Here is an 18238-nt window from a genome sequence, read left to right on the forward strand (position 1 = left end):
CCTCCCGAAGGCCGGGGCAAACGAAGTTAGGTTCACCTAACCACGACTGGATACCATGTGACCACGCACAAGACGCCGAACGCAACATCTTGCCGACGTCTTGTCGGAACGTTCATCAAAAGACCGCACACCGCGCCGTACCAGGCTCAGGAACTCACGCGGCTCACAAGCTCACGCGGCGAGCACGCTCAGGTCCGCCGACGCCCAGCGTTCGCCCACACCGGTGATCGTCATCTGCCGGACCTCGTCGGTCGTGTCGCCCACCGCGCGGTGGATGACGACCTGGAGCCGGTCCTCGGTCAGCTCCTCGACCTTGCCCTCGCCCCACTCCACGACCATCACGGACTCGGGCAGCGAGACATCGAGGTCGAGGTCCTCCATCTCGTCGAGCCCGCCGGAGAGCCGGTAGGCGTCGATATGGACCAGGGGCGGTCCGTCGCCCAGCGAGGGATGCACCCGGGCGATCACGAAGGTCGGCGAGGTGACGGCCCCGCGTACGCCGAGCCCCTCCCCCAGTCCACGGGTCAGTGTCGTCTTGCCCGCCCCGAGCTCTCCGCTGAGCATCACCAGGTCACCCGCGCGCAGCAGTTTCGCGAGCCGGCGGCCCAGCTCCCGCATCTGCTCGGGGGACGTGACGACGATCTGGACGGATCCGGGCTCAGCCGGGCTGTGCGGTGCTGGTGCTTCCATAGCCCTTCACGGTAGCCCCTGCCGGGACGGCACCCGTGCGGGTGAGCAGGTCGGCGAGGCGGTCGGTGACCACCTCCGGGTGCTCCAGCATCACCAGATGCCCCGCGTCCGGCACCAGCACCAGCTCGGCGTCCGGCAGCAGATCGGCGATGGCCTCGCTGTGCTCACTGGGCGTGACCAGATCCTGCACCCCGGCCAGGACGAGGACCGGCATGTCGGCGAAGCACCCGAGCGCCTCGGTCTTGTCGTGGTCGTTGAACGCCGGGTAGTACTCGGCGACCACGTCGATCGGCGTGCTCTCGATCATCCGCTCGGCGAACCGGGCGACGGCCGGATCGACGTCCCGGGACGCGAAGGAGTACCGCTTGATGATCCCGGCGAACAGGTCGGCGGTGGCCCGGCGCCCCTTCTCCACCAGGTCGGCCCGCTGCCCCAGCACCTTCAGCACGCCGGGCAGCACCCGCCGTACCGCGTTGACGCCCGCGACCGGAAGCCCGTAGTTGACCTCGCCGAGCCGTCCCGACGAGGTCCCCACGAAGGCGACTCCGACGACCCGCTCGCTGATCAGCTCGGGGTACCGGTCGGCCAGCGCCATCACCGTCATGCCGCCCATGGAGTGGCCGACCAGGACGATCGGCCCCTCGGGGGCGGCCGCGTCGATGACGGCCTTCAGGTCGGCGCCGAGCTGCTCGATGGTGACCGGCTCGTCGTCCCGCGTCTGGGCCACGCCCCGGCCGGACCGGCCGTGGCTGCGCTGGTCCCAGTGCACGGTCCGTACGACGCCGCGCAGCGCGGCCCGCTGGAAGTGCCAGGAGTCCTGGCTGAGGCAGTAGCCGTGGCTGAAGACGACGGTGACGGGAGCGGGGGCCTTGCGGCCGAAGAGCCTCCGGCGGCGGGGGCCGATGGCGGCGGGCGCGGCCTCCGGGTCGATGTCGTCGACCTCGTAGTACAGCTCCGTACCGTCGTCGGCGATCGCCTTGCCGGGCATGCCGCGCAGCGAGCCGTACGGTCCCGCCGAGTCCAGGGCGAGGCGGGCCTTCTGGCGCATGCCCCGGCCGACCGTCATCCGCTCCAGGGCGACACCGGCGGCCGCGCCCGCGGCCACCACGCCTATCGCGACGCCCGCGATGCCGGTCGCCCGGCGCCAGCCTCCCGCCGCCCCCGCGGCGGAGGCCGCGACGGCCGCGGAGGCTGCGTTCGCTACGGCCTCCGCACTGCTCTCGCTCACGTGCCTCTCCTCGGGTTGCTCGTCGGACCTCTGCCGGTGCTGCTGTTCTTGCTGGTACTGGTACCGGTACCGGTGTTGTCAGGGTGCCTGGTGTTCTTCGTGTGACGGGATGTCCCTACGAGTTACCCGTCCTGTTCCTCATTCACATAGACGCGAGGAACGCGCGATCCGATCCGCGTCACGATCTCGTATGCGATGGTTCCGGCCGCCTGGGCCCAGTCCTCGGCGGTGGGCTCACCGCGGTCCCCGGGCCCGAAGAGCACCGCCTCGGCGCCCGCCGCGGGCTCGTCGCCGCCCAGATCCACCACGAACTGGTCCATGGCGACGCGTCCCGCGATCGTGCGCCACTTGCCCTCGACCAGGACCGGTCCGGCGGAGGAGGCGTGTCGCGGGATGCCGTCCGCGTACCCGAGGGGGACGAGGCCGAGGGTGGTCTCGCCGGGCGTCACATACCCGTGGCCGTAGCTCACGCCGTGTCCGCCCGGGACGTGCTTGACCAGGGCGAGCGAGGCGGACAGCGTCATCACGGGGCGCAGCCCGAAGTCGGCCGGGGTGCCGAGCTCGGGGCTGGGCGAGATGCCGTAGGTCGCGATGCCGGTGCGGACCAGGTCGAAGTGGCTCTCGGGGAGGGTGAGCGTGGCCGGGGAGTTGGCGATGTGCCGGACCTCGGGCCGGGCGCCCCGCTCCTCGGCGTAGGCGACCATCTCCCGGAAGAGGGTGAGCTGGGCGGCGATGGAGGGATGCCCGGGCTCGTCGGCGCAGGCGAGGTGCGACCACAGCCCCGTGACGCGCAGGAGCCCCTCGGCCTCGGCGCGCAGGGCCCCGTCGACGAGCCGGGCCCAGTCGTCACCGGGCTGGCAGCCGCCGCGCCCGAGCCCGGTGTCGGCCTTGAGGTGCACCCGCGCGGGCCGCCCGGCGAGCCGGGCCGCCGCGGTGACCTCCTCCAGGGCCCACATGCCGCTGGCCGACACGTCGAGGTCGGCCTCGATCGCCTCGCGCCAGGGCCCGCCGGGCGTCCACAGCCAGCACATGATCCGGCCCGGCAGCCCGGCGGCCCGCAGCGCGAGGGCCTCCTCGGGCGTGGCGGTGCCCAGCCAGTCCGCCCCGGCGGCGAGGGCGGCACGGGCGCACGGCACAGCCCCGTGGCCGTACGCCTCGGACTTCACCACGGCCATCAGGGCCGCACCCGGCGCGTGGGCACGCAGGGCCCGCACATTGGCGCGCAGGGCGGCCAGGTCGATCTCGGCACGGGCCCGCGAGGGCACGGTCCGCGGGGCTGTTCTCTCGCTCATCGCGAACAGTGTCTCAGAGCGGTACGACACTGCCGGGGCAGCGGCCCCGCAATGTCAGCCCGTCCGGCACTCGAGGACGTGGCCGTCCGGGCCCGAGCGGGGGCACCCTCACCCCGTGGCCCCCCACCGCACCCACGCCCTCATCCGAGAACATTCCGCCACGCCACCGGAACCGCGTCCGCCACATCATGCGCCCCCACCGGCGCCCCGTCCGCCGCCAGCCTCCCGGCCAGCCCGTGCAGATACGCCCCCACGCTCCCCGCGTCCACCGCGCACAGCCCCGCCGCCAGCAACGACCCCGCCAGCCCGGACAGCACATCCCCGCTCCCCGCCGTGGCCAGCCAGGACGTCCCCGTCGGATTCACCCGCACCGCCCCGCCCCCCGAGTCGGCGACCAGCGTCGTGGACCCCTTGAGCAGCACGGTCGCCCCGTACCGCCCCGCCAGCTCCCGCACCGCCGCCAGCCGGGCGCCCTCGACCTCCCCGCGCTCCACGCCGAGCAGCGCCGCCGCCTCCCCCGCATGCGGCGTCATCAGCGTCGGCGCCCTCCGCCCCCGTACGACCTCGGCGTCGGCCAGCCGCAGCCCGTCCGCGTCGATCAGCACCGGCACGTCCGCCGCCAGCACCTCGCCCACCGTCGCCGCGTCGTCCCCGGCGCCCGGCCCGACGACCCACGCCTGCACCCGCCCGGCGTGCTTCGGCCCCCGGTCCGACACAAGCGTCTCGGGATACCGCGCGATGACGGCGTCCCCGGCCGGCCCGACGTACCGCACGGCCCCGGCCCCACCCCGCAAGGCCCCCGAGACGGCCAGTACGGCGGCGCCCGGGTAGCGCGCTGACCCGGCGGCGATGCCGACGACACCCCGCCGGTACTTGTCGCTCTCGGCCCGGGGCACCGGCAGCAGCCGCGCCACGTCCGCGTGCTGCAACGCCTCAAGCTCCGGTTCGACCGGCAGTTCCAGTCCGATGTCGACCAGCCGCACCGACCCGGCGTACTCCCGCGCCGGGTCGATCAGCAGGCCCGGCTTGTGCGTCCCGAACGTCACCGTCAGATCGGCCCGGACGGCGACGGCCCGCACCTGTCCGGTGCCGGCGTCGACCCCGCTCGGCAGATCGACGGCGACCACGGCGCCCCGCGCCCGCCCGGCCGCGGCGGCCAGCGGCACGGCGTCCGGCCGCAGCCCGCCCTTCCCGCCGATCCCGACGATGCCGTCGAGGACGAGGTCCGCCCGCTCGATCAGCTCCTCGACGCCACCGGCCCCACCGGCCCCACCGGCACCCTCGACCCCACCGGCTTCCACGGCCCGCCCCCCGGCCCGCCGCAACGCCGCGAGCCCCTCCGCATGCGCACGCTCCGGCGCGAGCAGCACCGCCGTGACCCCGGCCCCGCGCCGGGCCAGCCGGGCCCCGGCGTACAGCGCGTCACCGCCGTTGTCGCCGCTCCCGACCAGCAGCACGACCCGGCTGCCGTACACCCGCCCGAGCAGGTCGGCGCAGGCGGCGGCGAGTCCGGCGGCGGCGCGCTGCATCAGCGCCCCCTCCGGCAGCCGCGCCATCAGCTCCCGTTCGGCGGTCCTGACCGTCTCCACGCTGTACGCACTCCGCATGCGGTCGAGTTTCCCGTACGACCGCCCGGCCACTCCCGCGCAACTCGCGCAAGCGCGAACCGCCGCACGGTCTCGCGCGACGCGAGCCGTGCCACGTCTCCCCCAACTCGGCGCCCTGCCCCACCCATTGACGCTGTGCATGCCCTTTGCCAGACTCACCGGCCGCAGGATGCAGAAAGCGCTTGCACACTCGCTTGCACACCCCCCACGTCCGACGAAACCGAGGCCCCCATGGGACGCAGATCCGCCTTCCTCGCAGCCGCCGGTGCCACCGCCCTCCTCACCGCCGCCGGCACCCTGACCGCCCCCGCCACCGCCGCCACCACCTCGGCCGCCACCACCTCGGCCGCCGCCCCCGCGCGAGCGGCGGCCTGTGGAGACGGCTCCTTCCAGGCCGAGGCCGTGCAGAACGGCGCCAACTGGACCGCCCGGCGCGGCGGCAGCACGGTCTACACGGGCACCGACCTGCGCGCCGCCGTCCAGGCCGCCGTCAACAGCCTCACCTCGGGCCGGACTTCGAAGGAGCGGGTCGTGGTCCGCGGCTCGGGCTCGATCCCGGCGGGTTCCCGCATCTCGCTCCCCAGCTACACCGTCCTCGACGTCTGCGGCACGATCGACGTCACGGGCAGCGGCTCGGGCGACCAGGCGCCGGTCTACTCCCGCGGCACCCGCGACATCGAGGTGCAAAACCTCAAGCTGACCGGCACCCCGCTCTACGGCATCTTCCTGCGCAACGTCCAGAACGTGGTGCTGGGCCAGATCGACATGCGCCTCTCCCGCGGCCTGGGCGTCCGGATCGACAACCGCGGCGACACCAGCCAGTGGACGCGCAACGTCCGCATCGACAACGTCTACGTCTCCGGCGCGTCCAGCCACGCGGTCGAGACCTACGGCGTCGACGGCCTCACCGTCGGCACGGTCACCGCCCGCAACGTGGGCGAGTCCGGCCTGCTGCTCAACCAGACGATCAACGCCAACGTCACGAAGGTCGACGCCGAGAACGCCGGCACCGGCACGGGCTACGCCGCCTTCCGCATGGCCAACCGCAACGGCCGGGTCGGCAGCGGCTACCCCACCAACATCCGCGTCGGCGAGGTCATCGCACGCGGCGGCGGACGCGGCGTGTTCTGCGTCTCGGAGAGCGGCGGGGCGACGATCAACAAGGTGACGCTCTCCAACACCGGCAACAACTCGGTCCTGATCGAGAACTGCTACAACGTCAATCTGGCGGCCCAGAGCGGCACGATCACAGGCGGCGGCGAACTGCGCCTGGCCGCCCGCTCGGAGTTCCCGAACAACAAGGACATCACCGTCCAGAACCTGACGGTCACCAACTCGGCCATCAGGGAAAGCCCCTGCGGCGAGAACACGACGTTCCGCAACATCACACGGGTGAACAGCAGCCAGTCGATCTGCTGAACCGTCACCCACCCGGGCCCCCGCCCACCAGGCGGGGGCACGCACCCCGCCCTCACCCCGCCCTCCCTAGGCTCCCGCATCCCAGCGACACGGTGAACACGCCATGTCCCAGCCGGGAAGCGGACCGGCACGACCGCCGGCCTGTTTGCCTCCCGGGTTCACCCCTCCGCGATCACCACGGCCGAGGCCACCCCCGCGTCATGGCTGAGCGACACATGCCAGGACCGCACCCCGAGTTCGGCGGCCCGCGCGGCCACACTCCCGCTCACCCGCAGCCGGGGCTGCCCGCTGTCCTCCACATACACCTCCGCGTCGGTCCAGAGCAGCCCGGCGGGAGCCCCGAGCGCCTTGGCCAACGCCTCCTTGGCTGCGAACCGCGCAGCCAGCGAGGCGACCCCCCGCCGCTCCCCACTGGGCAGCAACAACTCCCCCTCCACGAACAGCCTCTCGGCCATCGCGGGCGTCCGCTCCAGCGACGCGGCGAACCGCTCGATCTCGGCGACGTCGATCCCGACCCCGATGATGCTCATACGCAGCACCCTACGGCGACACCACGGCGTATTCCTCGCAGTGACTAGCATGATCAACATGGAATGGGACGGCCTCACCGACCGCGACCGCTACGGCGACTGGTACCTCAAGGCTCGCGACCGCTTCTCGGACCTGGCCCGGGACGCCGACTGGGGCGGCCTGTTCGGGGAGCTGGAGGAGAACCCCAGGTACGTCAATCTCGCCCGGCCCGGTAGCCACAGCGGATTCGCCCCACTGCATCAGGCCGCCTGGCACGGCGCCACCATCGCCGTCGTCTCCCGCCTGCTCGCCCACGGCGCCTGGCGCACACACCGCTCCCGGGACGGACGTCTCCCCGTGGACATCGCGCGGGAGCGGGGTCACACCCATCTGCTGGAGCTCCTGGAGCCGGTCGCGGTACGCCGGCTCCCCACCCCCTCCGACGTACTGGAGGACCACTTCCACGCGATGCTGCGAGAGCGCACCAGCAGCTGCTTCGACAACGTCGAGCACCTGCTGCCACCGCTGTCACCCCTGACGGAGGGTCTGGACGTGCGGATCTTTTTCCCGGTGGTCGGCATGCTGGGTGGCTTCCACTACCGCCTCCACATGGACACCGTGCACGTGAACGGCAGGTCCCGGATGGACGGCGACGACGGGGACTTCTACCAAGTGACCCCCGACGGCTGGACCAAGCTCCCGTACAGCCCCAGGCCACCGGCACCTTGGAGCCTCCCGAACTGAGGGCCGTTCACCTTCCCGGCAGCAACCTTCTCCCGCTTCCTGGAAGCCCTCCGCACCGAACTCCCAGTGGGCACCCCAAGGCCTGAACTCCCCCTCCCCCTTGTACAGTTCGCGATGATCGCGATGAGCAAACGCATCGCGCCTAACGGGAGAACACAGACCATGATGTCGAAGTCTCTGGGCACCGCACTGACCACTGCGGCCCTCATAGCCACGGCTCTGACCGGCACCGTCGCCACCGCCGGTACCGCCGCCGCGGTGACGCCGGACTGCAGCAGCGCGCTGACCAACGTGAAGCCCAAGGAAACCGTCAACCTCCGCAGCTCGCCCAAGACGAGCGCCACGGCTCTCGGCACCTGGGGCAAGGGCCAGAAGGGCGGGGTCTGCTTCGGCGACCGCGGGCCCACCAAGGGTGGCAGCTACACGGCCTGTGGCAAGACGAGCAACAAGTGGTACTTCGGCGGCCCCAACAGCACCGGCAAGGAAGGCTGGGTGCCGGCGACCTGCCTCCCCATCTGAGCCTGAGCACCCGACGGCCTGACCGGCCCACCGGCATACCCGCTTAACGGGCTAACCCGCTCACCGGCTCACCGGCTCACCGGCCGGCCAAGATGGGGGCGAAAGGGAACTCAACCCCTTCGCCCCCACCCCATCACTCCACCGTCACCGACTTGGCCAGGTTCCGAGGCTGGTCCACCTCGTTCCCCCGGGCCGTCGCCAGCTCACAGGCGAACACCTGGAGCGGCACCGTCGCGACGAGCGGCTGCAGCAAGGTCGGCGTGACGGGAATCCGGATCAGGTGATCGGCGTACGGCACGACCTCCTCGTCCCCCTCCTCCGCGATCACGATCGTCCGCGCACCCCGCGCCCGGATCTCCTGGATGTTGGAGACGATCTTGTCGTAGAGCACGGACCGCCCCCGGGGCGAAGGCACCACCACGACCACCGGCAGATCCTCCTCGATCAAGGCGATCGGCCCGTGCTTCAGCTCCCCCGCGGCGAACCCCTCGGCGTGCATGTACGCCAGTTCCTTCAGCTTCAGCGCGCCTTCGAGGGCCACGGGATACCCGACATGGCGCCCCAGGAACAGCACCGTGTTCTTGGCGGCGAGCGAACGGGCCAGCTCCCGCACCGGCTCCATCGTCCCGAGGACCTGCTCCACCGCACCGGCGATCGAGGACAGGTCCCGGATCACGGCCCGAATCTCGTCTCCCCACTTGGTGCCCCGCACCTGCCCCAGATACAGGGCGACCAGATAGCAGGCCACCAACTGCGTCAGGAACGCCTTGGTGGACGCGACCGCGACCTCCGGCCCGGCGTGCGTGTACAGCACCGCGTCGGACTCGCGCGGGATCGTCGAGCCGTTGGTGTTGCAGATCGCCAGGACCTTGGCGCCCTGCTCGCGGGCATGGCGCAGCGCCATGAGCGTGTCCATGGTCTCGCCGGACTGCGAGATGGCGATGACCAGGGTCTGCGCGTCGAGGATCGGGTCCCGGTACCGGAATTCACTGGCCAGCTCCACTTCGCACGGGATGCGCGTCCAGTGCTCGATGGCGTACTTGGCGATCATCCCGGCGTGGAAGGCCGTACCGCACGCGACGATGACGACCTTGTCGATCTCCCTCAGCACCCCCTGGGGGATCCGCACCTCGTCCAGGGTCAGCGACCCCGAGCCGTCGATCCGGCCCAGCAGCGTATCGGCGACCGCCTTGGGCTGCTCGGCGATCTCCTTGAGCATGAAGTAGTCATAGCCCCCCTTTTCCGCGGCCGACGCGTCCCAGTCGACGTGGTACGAGCGGACGTCGGCAGGCAGTCCGTCGAACCCGGTCACCGTCACGCCGTCCCGGCGCAGCTCCACGACCTGGTCCTGTCCCAGCTCGATCGCCGACCGCGTGTGGGCGATGAACGCGGCGACGTCCGAGGCGAGAAAGGCCTCGCCCTCTCCGACGCCCACCACCAGCGGCGAGTTCCGCCGCGCGCCCACCACCACGTCCGGCTCGTCGGCATGCACCGCGACCAGCGTGAACGCGCCCTCCAGCCGCCGGCACACCAGCCGCATCGCCTCGGCCAGATCCGCGCACGAAGAGAACTCCTCGGCGAGCAGATGCGCGACGACCTCGGTGTCCGTCTCGGAGCCCAGCGCGTGACCCCGCTCCTCCAACTCGGCCCGCAGCAGGGCGAAGTTCTCGATGATGCCGTTGTGCACGACGGCGACCCGGCCCGCGTTGTCCAGATGCGGGTGGGCGTTGGTGTCCGTCGGCCCACCGTGCGTGGCCCACCGGGTATGCCCGATGCCCGTCGCCCCGGTCGGCAGCGGCCGCCCGTCCAGTTCCTTCTCCAGATTGAGCAGCTTCCCGGCCTTCTTCGCCGCCGCCAGCCCCCCGTCCGCCAGCACGGCGACACCCGCCGAGTCGTATCCCCGGTACTCCAGCCGCTTCAGCCCGGCCATCACCACGTCAAGCGCCGACTGCGGCCCCACGTATCCCACGATTCCGCACATGGAGCGCAGCCTACGACCCGAAAGCGCCAGGAAAGCCCTTCTGTGTGCCCGAAATCGGAAATTCTCAGGCCGATACAGGCTCCACAACGACGACTTTCGCAACCGCCCTCGCTTCGATCCACCTGGCAGGAAGACCAGCGGGCGGCAGACGCAGGCCTCACCCCCTCACACCTTCGCCCGATAAGCCCGCATGGCCAACGGATAGAACACCACCGCGATCCCCGCGGCCCACACCAACGACCACATCACCGGCTCCGCCACCGCCCCACCCAGCAGCAGCCCCCGGAACGCGTCCGACAGATGCGTGACCGGATTGACGTCGCTCCATGCCTGGAGCCACCCCGGCATGGTGTCGACGATGACGAACGCGCTGCTGGTGAAGGTGATCGGGAAGATGAGGGTGAAGGCGAACGCCTGTACCTTCTCCGCGTCGCCCGCCAGCATCCCGATCAGCACGGCGCACCACGACACGGCCGCCGCGAACACGACCACCAGCAGCGTGCCGAGCAGGAACCCGCCGAAGCCGCCGGTGATGCGGAAGCCGAGCGCCAGCCCGAGGCCGATCATCAGCACCAGCGCCCAGACATGCTTGGCGAGGTCCGCGGTGATCCGCCCGATCAGCGGCGCGGAACGCGCGATCGGCAGACTGCGCAGCCGGTCGAAGACACCCTTCGTGAGGTCGGTGTTGAGGGCCATCGCCGTGTACATCGTCATGAACAGGGTGTTCTGCACGATGATCCCGGGCAGCGCGTACTTCAGATACGCCTCGGGCGACCCGGCCATCTGCCCGCCCAGCACAAAGGTGAAGAGGAACACGAACATGATCGGCGTAATGCTGTAGTCGACCAGTTCGAGCGGGTTGTGCTTGACGGCGACCAGACTCCGCCAGGCCATCGTGAAGGTCTGCCGCAGCCCGGCGAGGGGCGGCACCCGCCCCGACGCGGTGACCGGCGGGGCAAGCGCGGTGGCGGTCATGACCGGCTCACCGCCTTCTCCAGCTCGTCGTCGTCCCGGACGGCGGCGGCGTCGTCCTCCTTCTCTTCCTCACCCGGCTCCGCACGATGCCCGGTCAGCGCGAGAAAGACCTCGTCGAGCGAGGAGCGCCGCAGCGCCAGCTCCCCCACTGCGATCCCCTCCCGGTCCAGCGCACGCACCACGGCCGGCATCAGCTCGGGATCCTTCACCGGCGCCGTGACCATCTCGCCCTCGATCCGCGCCTCCGGCCCGGCGGCCCCGGCCACCAGCGCGTGCGCCCGCGCGAGGTCCTGCCCCGCGATCGGCCGCAGCTCCAGCACCTGCCCCCCGACCTGCGCCTTCAGCCGGTCCGGCGTGCCCTCGGCGATCACCCGCCCCTTGTCGATCACCACGATGTCGTCGGCGAGCACATCGGCCTCGTTCAGATACTGCGTGGTCAGCAGGGCGGTCGCCCCGTCCGCGACCAGGCCGCGCAGCAGATCCCACAGCTCACCGCGGCTGTGGGGGTCGAGACCCGTGGTCGGCTCGTCCAGGAAGAGGATGCTGGGCCGCCCCACCAGACTGGCCGCGAGGTCCAGCCGCCGGCGCATACCGCCGGAGAAGGTCTTCGCCGCCCGCCCGGCCGCGTGCGTGAGCTGGAACCGCTCCAGCAGCTCACCCGCCCGCGCCTTCGCCTCCCGCCTCGACAGACCCAGCAGCCGGCCGATGAGCAGCAGGTTCTCCGTACCGGTCAGGTTCTCGTCCACCGCCGCGTACTGCCCGGTCAGCCCGGTCAGGGAGCGTACGAGCCCGGCCTCCCGGACCACATCGTGGCCGGCCACCCGTGCCCTGCCCCCGTCCGGGCGCAGCAGCGTGGCGAAGATCCGCACCGCGGTCGTCTTCCCCGCGCCGTTGGGCCCCAGCAGCCCGAGCACCGTTCCCTTGCGGGCCGCCAGGTCGACGCCGGCCAGCGCCTCGGTCTCCTTGAACCGTTTGACCAGGCCTTCCGCCTCTATCGCATACGTCATGGGTACCCCCAGGCGTCCGCGGACCCCGGACCGGGCCCACTCCTCCCACAACTGTGACGCACGCCACTGACATTCCGCCTGTGTCGAATTTTCTCAGCACAAGCAAGGCCAAACAGGGGCGAACACCTCGCGTGACGGATCCCACCTCACAGTCCGTTCGTACGCCCGTAACAATGGACTGTGATCTCTCCGGTCTCCTCGATGCCCCGGAGCGCCCACCGGCAGCGGCCGGAGGCGACTCCCTACGTCGACCTCACCCGAGCCGAGTGGAGCGCGCTGCGTGACAAGACGCCGCTGCCACTGACGGCCGAGGAGGTCGAGAAGCTGCGCGGTCTCGGCGATGTCATCGACCTCGACGAGGTGCGGGACATCTACCTCCCGCTGTCCAGACTCCTCAATCTCTACGTCGGCGCCACCGACGGCCTCAGAGGAGCGCTGAACACGTTCCTGGGCGAACAGGGCTCCCAGTCCGGCACCCCGTTCGTCATAGGAGTCGCCGGCTCGGTCGCGGTCGGCAAGTCCACCGTCGCCCGTCTCCTCCAGGCCCTGCTCTCCCGCTGGCCGGAGCACCCGCGCGTCGAGCTGGTCACCACCGACGGCTTCCTGCTGCCCACCAAGGACCTCCAGGCCCGCGGCCTGATGTCACGGAAGGGCTTCCCCGAGTCCTACGACCGCCGCGCCCTGACCCGCTTCGTCGCCGACATCAAGGCCGGCAAGGACGAGGTCACGGCCCCGGTCTACTCCCACCTCATCTACGACATCGTCCCGGACCAGAAGCTCACGGTCCGCCGCCCCGACATCCTGATCGTCGAGGGCCTGAACGTCCTCCAGCCCGCCCTGCCCGGCAAGGACGGCCGCACCCGGGTCGGTCTCGCCGACTACTTCGACTTCAGCGTGTACGTCGACGCCCGCGTCGAGGACGTCGAGCGCTGGTACCTCAACCGCTTCCGCAAGCTGCGCGCGACCGCCTTCCAGAACCCCTCCTCGTACTTCCGCAAGTACACCCAGGTCTCGGAGGAGGAGGCCCTCGACTACGCGCAGACGATGTGGCGCACGATCAACCGGCCCAACCTGGTCGAGAACATCGCCCCCACCCGCGGCCGGGCCACCCTCGTCGTACGCAAGGGCCCCGACCACAAGGTGCAGCGGCTCAGCCTGCGCAAGCTGTGACGCGCGGGGAAAAGGCGGTTGGATAGTCGTCATGCTCCACCTGCGCCTGATCACGCCGTCCGAGAAGACCGACGAAGTGGTGCTGCTGATCGAGAAGACGGTCGGCACCACCCACCTGGTCGTGCTGCCGGACGCCGCCCGCAACCCCTCCGGGGACGTCGTCATGTGCGACGTGGCACGCGAGGCGGGCGACGAACTCCTCACCGGCCTGCGGGAACTGGGCATCGACACCACCGGTTCCATCGCCGTCGAGACCATCGACCTGTCCCTGTCCGAGCGGGCCGAGAAGGCCGAGGCCGACGCACCCGGCGAGGGCGCGGACGCGGTCCTGTGGGAGCACCTGAGCGACGCGACGCACGAGGAGTCGACGCTCTCCGTCACCTACCTGGCCTTCATCACGCTGGCCACGATGATCGCGGCCTGTGGTGTGGTCCTGGACAACGCGATCCTGATCGTGGGAGCCATGGCGGTGGGCCCGGAGTTCGGCCCCCTCGCCGGCATCTGCACCGCGATCGTCCGCCGCAGATCCCGCCTGGCCCTGCGCTCCCTGATCGCCCTGCTGGTGGGCTTCGCGGTGGCGATGGCGGCGACGGTCGCCTTCAGCCTCTTCATGAACGCCGTCGGTCTGTTCACCGAGGCCCAACTGGAAGCCGACCGCCCGAACACGGGCTTCATCTACGCCCCCGACTGGTTCTCCTTCGTCGTGGCGGTCCTGGCCGGCATCGCCGGCACCCTCTCCCTGACCTCGGCGAAGTCCGGAGCCCTGGTGGGCGTGGCCATCTCCGTAACGACGGTCCCGGCCGCGGCGAACGCCGCGGTGGCCCTCAGCTACGGCGACACCACCCAGACCTGGGGCTCCACCCAGCAACTCCTGCTGAACCTCCTGGGCATCATCGTCGCCGGCACGGCAACACTGCTGACCCAGCGATACTTCTGGTCCAAGCAACGCCAGTAGGTGTCAGGGGCGCGGGGAACTGCGCGACAAGCCACGACGCAGCCGCAGCCCGCCCACAACAGCAGCCCCCACCCCGAACCGCAAAACCCAACTACCCCAGCGCTGACTTCACCGCATCAGCCAGCCGCCCCGCAACAGCCCGAGCCTGCTCGATATCAGCAGCCTCCACCATCACACGCACCAACGGCTCGGTCCCGGACGGCCGCAGCAGAACCCGCCCGGTAGCCCCGAGCTCGGCCTCCGCATCGGCAACCGCCGCCGACAACTCCGCGGAAGACCCGACCCGCGTCCGATCGACATCCGGCACATTGATGAGCACCTGCGGCAGCCGCTCCATGACACCCGCCAGCTCCCGCAGCGAACGCCCGCTCCCGGCGACCCGAGCCGCCAGCAGCAGCCCCGTCAGCGTCCCGTCCCCGGTCGTCGCGTGGTCGAGGATGATCACGTGCCCGGACTGCTCGCCCCCGAGGGCGAACCCGTGCTCCTTCATCTCCTCCAGCACATACCGGTCACCGACCGCGGTCTGCACCAGCCGGATGCCCTCGCGCTCCATGGCCAGTTTGAACCCGAGGTTGGACATCACCGTGGCGACCACCGTCTCGGACCGCAGCGCGGAGCGCTCCCGCATCGCCAGCGCGAGCACGGCCAGGATCTGGTCGCCGTCCACCTCCGCACCGGTGTGGTCCACGGCGAGGCACCGGTCGGCGTCACCGTCGTGCGCGATGCCGAGGTCGGCCCCGTGCTCGACGACGGCGGCCTTGATCTTGTCCAGGTGCGTGGAGCCGCACCCGTCGTTGATGTTGAGCCCGTCCGGCTCGGCCCCGATCGTGACGACCTCGGCACCGGCCCGCTGGAACGCCGCCGGCGAGACCCGGGCGGCGGCGCCGTGCGCCTCGTCGAGGACGACCTTCAGCCCGTCGATGCGGTTCGGCAGGGCGCCCAGCAGATGCTCGACGTACCGGTCGAAGCCCTCGCCGTATTCCTGGACGCGGCCCACTCCGGCCCCGGTCGGCCGCTCCCACGGGGCGCCGGTGCGGTGCTCCTCGTAGACGGACTCGATCCGGTCCTCCAGCTCGTCGGCGAGCTTGTGCCCGCCGCGGGCGAAGAACTTGATGCCGTTGTCGGGCATGGCGTTGTGGCTCGCGGAGAGCATCACACCGAGGTCGGCGCCGAGCTCTCCGGTCAGGTACGCCACCGCCGGGGTCGGCAGCACGCCGACCCGCAGGACGTCCACACCGGCGCTGGCGAGGCCCGCGACCACGGCGGCTTCCAGGAACTCCCCGGACGCGCGCGGGTCACGCCCGACGACCGCGGTCGGGCGGTGCCCCTCGAAGGTGCCCGCCTCGGCCAGCACGTGCGCCGCGGCCACGGAGAGGCCCAGGGCCATCTCCGCCGTCAGATCCGCGTTGGCGACACCGCGCACGCCGTCAGTGCCGAAGAGTCGTCCCACTGTGGTGTCCTCCGAATTGCTGTGAGAGTGCGGCTCACATCCCCAAGTACTTCCCTAGTACATCCCTGAAGTACATCCCTGAGACTGTCCGGGGCCGGTAGGGGTTGTGTAAACGAACCGCCCCGGCGGCACCATTCGTGCCGCCGGGGCGATCGTTGCAAAGACAGCGGACGCGATTAGCGCTTGCTGTACTGCGGGGCCTTGCGGGCCTTCTTGAGACCGGCCTTCTTGCGCTCGACCGCACGGTCGTCGCGCTTGAGGAAGCCGGCCTTCTTCAGCGGGCCGCGGTTGTTGTCGACGTCCGCCTCGTTCAGCGCACGGGCGACACCGAGACGGAGCGCACCGGCCTGACCGGAGACACCGCCGCCGGAGATGCGGGCGACGACGTCGTAGCGGTCGTCGAGCTCGAGCACCTTGAAGGGCTCGTTGACTTCCTGCTGGTGCACCTTGTTCGGGAAGTAGTCCTCGAGGGTGCGACCGTTGATCTTCCACTTGCCGGTGCCCGGGACGATCCGGACACGGGCGATGGCGTTCTTGCGACGGCCCAGGCCGGCGGCCGGCTGGGGCTCACCGAAACGCGAGGCGAGGGACTCGGAGGTGTACTCACCCTCCACCGGAACCTCGGACTCGGTGGTGTAGCTGTCGATGTCGACTTCTTCGAGCGGCTGCTCGGCAGTGGTCTCGGCCACGATGCTCCTCAGATTCTGTTCAGTCTTAGGGGGTGTGGCCGGACTTACTGCGCGACCTGGGTGATCTCGTACGGCTGCGGCTGCTGCGCGCCGTGCGGGTGCTGGTCACCCTTGTAGACCTTCAGCTTCGAGAGCATCTGACGGCCCAGGGAGTTCTTGGGGAGCATGCCCTTGACGGCCTTCTCGACGGCCTTCTCGGGGTTCTTGTCCAGCAGCTCGTCGTAACGGACGGAACGCAGACCACCCGGGTAACCGGAGTGGCGGTACGCCATCTTCTGGGTCCGCTTGTTGCCGGACAGGTGCACCTTGTCCGCGTTGATGATGATGACGAAGTCACCAGCGTCGACGTGGGGGGCGTAGATCGGCTTGTGCTTGCCCCGGAGGAGGGTCGCTGCGGTGGTGGCGAGACGACCCAGGACAATGTCCTGGGCGTCGATGACGTGCCACTGGCGCGTCACATCGCCGGGCTTGGGGCTGTACGTACGCACGGTTCGTAGCCTTCGCTTCGAGTGAATGGTCCTGAACAGGTCACCGAAACGATCACGACAGCCTTGACCGCACTGCGGTGACGCAAACCGCGTGCTGGTCGCTGGTCATCGGCCCGGCGGACCGGTGTAAGGGCCCGTCCCGTGAGAATGAGCAAGCCAATACACAACGAACAAGCAGAATACCGGGGCACACCACAAGGGTCAAAACGCGGGATCACCGTCGACGATCGAACACGCAGACGCACAGCCCCGCACACAGCGTGACAGCTCTCCGCAGGGCCCTGCGCCGGACCGGCCGCACATACGGAAACACCGACGACAGCAGCACATCGCCGGCCACCGCGACGCCCCACCGCAGCACGGATCCCCCACCGCGCGGACGACGGCAGGCCCGCAGCACCGCGAACCCGGCGGGCACCCAGACCGACGGCCACGACACCAGGCACGCCAGCACCGCCACGGCCACCAGCACCCGCGCCCCCACCCGCACGGAACCCACCCACAGGCTCCCGCTCACGAGTCGCCCCAACCACCCGGAGATGTCGCCTTTGCCCGTCCGCATGGGAGGAACGCTAGGGGCTGCGAGGCCGATCCAGGCGGACCAGCACACCCCATGTCCCGTCTAAGATGCGCCCCATGAGCTATGGGCAGGGGGGACCCCAGTCCCAGTGGGATCCCTGGAAACCGCAGTCGCAGCAGCCCTGGAACAGCGGGGGCGGTGGCCAGTCTCCGGACTGGGCCGCGCTGGCCGAGGCATCGGAGTCGCGTAACAAACGACGCCGGCTGCTGATGGTCGGCGGCGGCGCGCTCGCCACCGTCGCGATCGGCGCCGCCGTCGCCGTGGCGGTGGTCTCGGCGGGCGGCGACAACCAGGCGAACAACCCGGCCTCCCTGCCCTCGGCGGACATCCCGAGCGGCTCGCCCTCGGCCCCGTCGTTCGCCCCGACCAGCGCCCCGCCCCCGCTGGACCCGAAGGACTTCGTCGCCAGCGCGAAGAAGGACAAGGCCCCGCTCGGCCCGGACACCCTCTTCCCCGGCACCCAGCTGACCATCGGCGAGACGGTCTACAAGAAGGGCCCCACGGCCGACACGAAGAGCTGCGGCTCGGCGGCCGGCGGCACCCTCCCCAAGGCGCTCACCGCGAACGACTGCACGCGCCTGATACGAGTCACCTACTCCAAGGACGGCATCGCCGTGACGGTCGGCGTGGCGATCTTCGACACCGAGGCCCAGGCGGTCAAGGCCAAGAGCCAGACCGACAAGAAGAGCTTCATCAAGTCGCTCTCCGGCGGCGGCGTGAAGGGCTTCTGCGAGTCCGGGTTCTGCCGCACCACCGGCAACGCCTACGGCCGCTACGCCTACTTCACCAACGCCGGCTTCACCAACGGCAAGGACGTGACGCCCAAGGACACGGCGGTCTTCAGGACCGGCGACGACCTGGCCCGGTTCACGTTCAACCAGATCCGCCGCCGCGGCGAGGCCCAGGCATCGGCCGCGGCCAACGAGTGACGGGC

General features: G+C 70.7%; 18 protein-coding genes. 6 read left to right on the forward strand and 12 right to left on the reverse strand.

Translation table 11 applies throughout. The annotated features are described in order from the left end of the window. Window positions 1-171 precede the first annotated feature (171 nt). From tsaE to KJK29_RS13940, 4 genes are all read right to left on the reverse strand, one after another. A complete protein-coding gene (gene tsaE / locus KJK29_RS13925) occupies window positions 172-690 on the reverse strand; it encodes a tRNA (adenosine(37)-N6)-threonylcarbamoyltransferase complex ATPase subunit type 1 TsaE (protein WP_215119394.1) in 519 nt (172 codons plus the stop codon). Further along, entirely contained in the window at window positions 659-1918 is a 1260-nt protein-coding gene (locus KJK29_RS13930) for an alpha/beta fold hydrolase (RefSeq protein WP_215119395.1), read from the reverse strand. The genes tsaE and KJK29_RS13930 overlap by 32 nt, the downstream gene beginning before the upstream one ends. 122 nt (window positions 1919-2040) lie before the next feature. Then, entirely contained in the window at window positions 2041-3210 is a 1170-nt protein-coding gene (gene alr / locus KJK29_RS13935) for an alanine racemase (protein ID WP_215119397.1), read from the reverse strand. Between the two features lie 140 nt (window positions 3211-3350). Then, window positions 3351-4817 carry an NAD(P)H-hydrate dehydratase gene (locus tag KJK29_RS13940; protein WP_215119399.1) on the reverse strand — a complete coding sequence of 489 codons (1467 nt, stop codon included), beginning with the start codon at window positions 4815-4817 and terminating at the stop codon, window positions 3351-3353. Window positions 4818-5048: 231 nt separating this feature from the next. Between KJK29_RS13940 and KJK29_RS13945 the strand changes: the two genes are divergently transcribed. Then, window positions 5049-6236: a hypothetical protein gene (locus tag KJK29_RS13945; protein ID WP_215124623.1), complete on the forward strand. Its 1188-nt coding sequence runs from the start codon at window positions 5049-5051 to the stop codon at window positions 6234-6236. Between the two features lie 158 nt (window positions 6237-6394). Here the strand turns inward: KJK29_RS13945 and KJK29_RS13950 are convergent, their stop codons facing one another. After that, window positions 6395-6766, reverse strand: coding sequence for a holo-ACP synthase (locus KJK29_RS13950; protein WP_215119400.1), 372 nt, complete (start codon window positions 6764-6766; stop codon window positions 6395-6397). A 58-nt stretch (window positions 6767-6824) separates the two neighbouring features. Between KJK29_RS13950 and KJK29_RS13955 the strand changes: the two genes are divergently transcribed. Together KJK29_RS13955 and KJK29_RS13960 are read left to right on the forward strand one after the other, a co-directional pair. Then, entirely contained in the window at window positions 6825-7490 is a 666-nt protein-coding gene (locus tag KJK29_RS13955; protein WP_251057786.1) for an ankyrin repeat domain-containing protein, read from the forward strand. 162 nt (window positions 7491-7652) lie between these two features. Beyond that, entirely contained in the window at window positions 7653-8009 is a 357-nt protein-coding gene (locus KJK29_RS13960; protein ID WP_215119403.1) for a hypothetical protein, read from the forward strand. A 133-nt stretch (window positions 8010-8142) separates the two neighbouring features. Here KJK29_RS13960 and glmS read toward each other — a convergent pair whose 3' ends face one another. The 3 genes from glmS to KJK29_RS13975 form a co-directional block, all read right to left on the reverse strand. Further along, window positions 8143-9990, reverse strand: a complete 1848-nt coding sequence (gene glmS / locus KJK29_RS13965; protein WP_215119404.1) for a glutamine--fructose-6-phosphate transaminase (isomerizing) — start codon at window positions 9988-9990, stop codon at window positions 8143-8145. 165 nt (window positions 9991-10155) lie between these two features. Then, window positions 10156-10965: an ABC transporter permease gene (locus KJK29_RS13970; protein ID WP_215119405.1), complete on the reverse strand. Its 810-nt coding sequence runs from the start codon at window positions 10963-10965 to the stop codon at window positions 10156-10158. Further along, the gene (locus tag KJK29_RS13975; RefSeq protein WP_215119406.1) at window positions 10962-11972 is read right to left on the reverse strand and encodes an ATP-binding cassette domain-containing protein; all 1011 of its coding nucleotides are present in this window, start codon (window positions 11970-11972) and stop codon (window positions 10962-10964) included. The genes KJK29_RS13970 and KJK29_RS13975 overlap by 4 nt, the downstream gene beginning before the upstream one ends. A 201-nt stretch (window positions 11973-12173) precedes the next feature. Between KJK29_RS13975 and coaA the strand changes: the two genes are divergently transcribed. Both coaA and KJK29_RS13985 read left to right on the forward strand, forming a co-directional pair. Further along, window positions 12174-13142 (forward strand): type I pantothenate kinase, encoded by a 969-nt coding sequence (gene coaA, locus KJK29_RS13980; RefSeq protein WP_215124271.1) that lies wholly within the window; start codon window positions 12174-12176, stop codon window positions 13140-13142. Window positions 13143-13173: 31 nt separating this feature from the next. Further along, the gene (locus tag KJK29_RS13985) at window positions 13174-14097 is read left to right on the forward strand and encodes a DUF389 domain-containing protein (protein ID WP_215119407.1); all 924 of its coding nucleotides are present in this window, start codon (window positions 13174-13176) and stop codon (window positions 14095-14097) included. Window positions 14098-14188: 91 nt separating this feature from the next. Here KJK29_RS13985 and glmM read toward each other — a convergent pair whose 3' ends face one another. The 4 genes from glmM to KJK29_RS14005 form a co-directional block, all read right to left on the reverse strand. Beyond that, window positions 14189-15547 (reverse strand): phosphoglucosamine mutase, encoded by a 1359-nt coding sequence (gene glmM, locus KJK29_RS13990; RefSeq protein WP_215119408.1) that lies wholly within the window; start codon window positions 15545-15547, stop codon window positions 14189-14191. A 176-nt stretch (window positions 15548-15723) separates the two neighbouring features. Next, entirely contained in the window at window positions 15724-16236 is a 513-nt protein-coding gene (gene rpsI / locus KJK29_RS13995; protein WP_184591418.1) for a 30S ribosomal protein S9, read from the reverse strand. Window positions 16237-16280: 44 nt separating this feature from the next. After that, complete coding sequence (rplM, locus tag KJK29_RS14000; protein WP_215119410.1) at window positions 16281-16724, reverse strand: 50S ribosomal protein L13; 444 nt, start codon at window positions 16722-16724, stop codon at window positions 16281-16283. A 214-nt stretch (window positions 16725-16938) separates the two neighbouring features. Further along, a complete protein-coding gene (locus tag KJK29_RS14005; RefSeq protein ID WP_215119411.1) occupies window positions 16939-17286 on the reverse strand; it encodes a hypothetical protein in 348 nt (115 codons plus the stop codon). A 74-nt stretch (window positions 17287-17360) separates the two neighbouring features. On the opposite strand from KJK29_RS14005, the gene KJK29_RS14010 reads away from it, so the two are divergent. Further along, window positions 17361-18233, forward strand: coding sequence for a hypothetical protein (locus KJK29_RS14010; protein WP_215119413.1), 873 nt, complete (start codon window positions 17361-17363; stop codon window positions 18231-18233). Window positions 18234-18238 lie beyond the last annotated feature (5 nt).

This window comes from Streptomyces koelreuteriae (assembly GCF_018604545.1).
GTDB classification, from domain to species: domain Bacteria; phylum Actinomycetota; class Actinomycetes; order Streptomycetales; family Streptomycetaceae; genus Streptomyces; species Streptomyces koelreuteriae.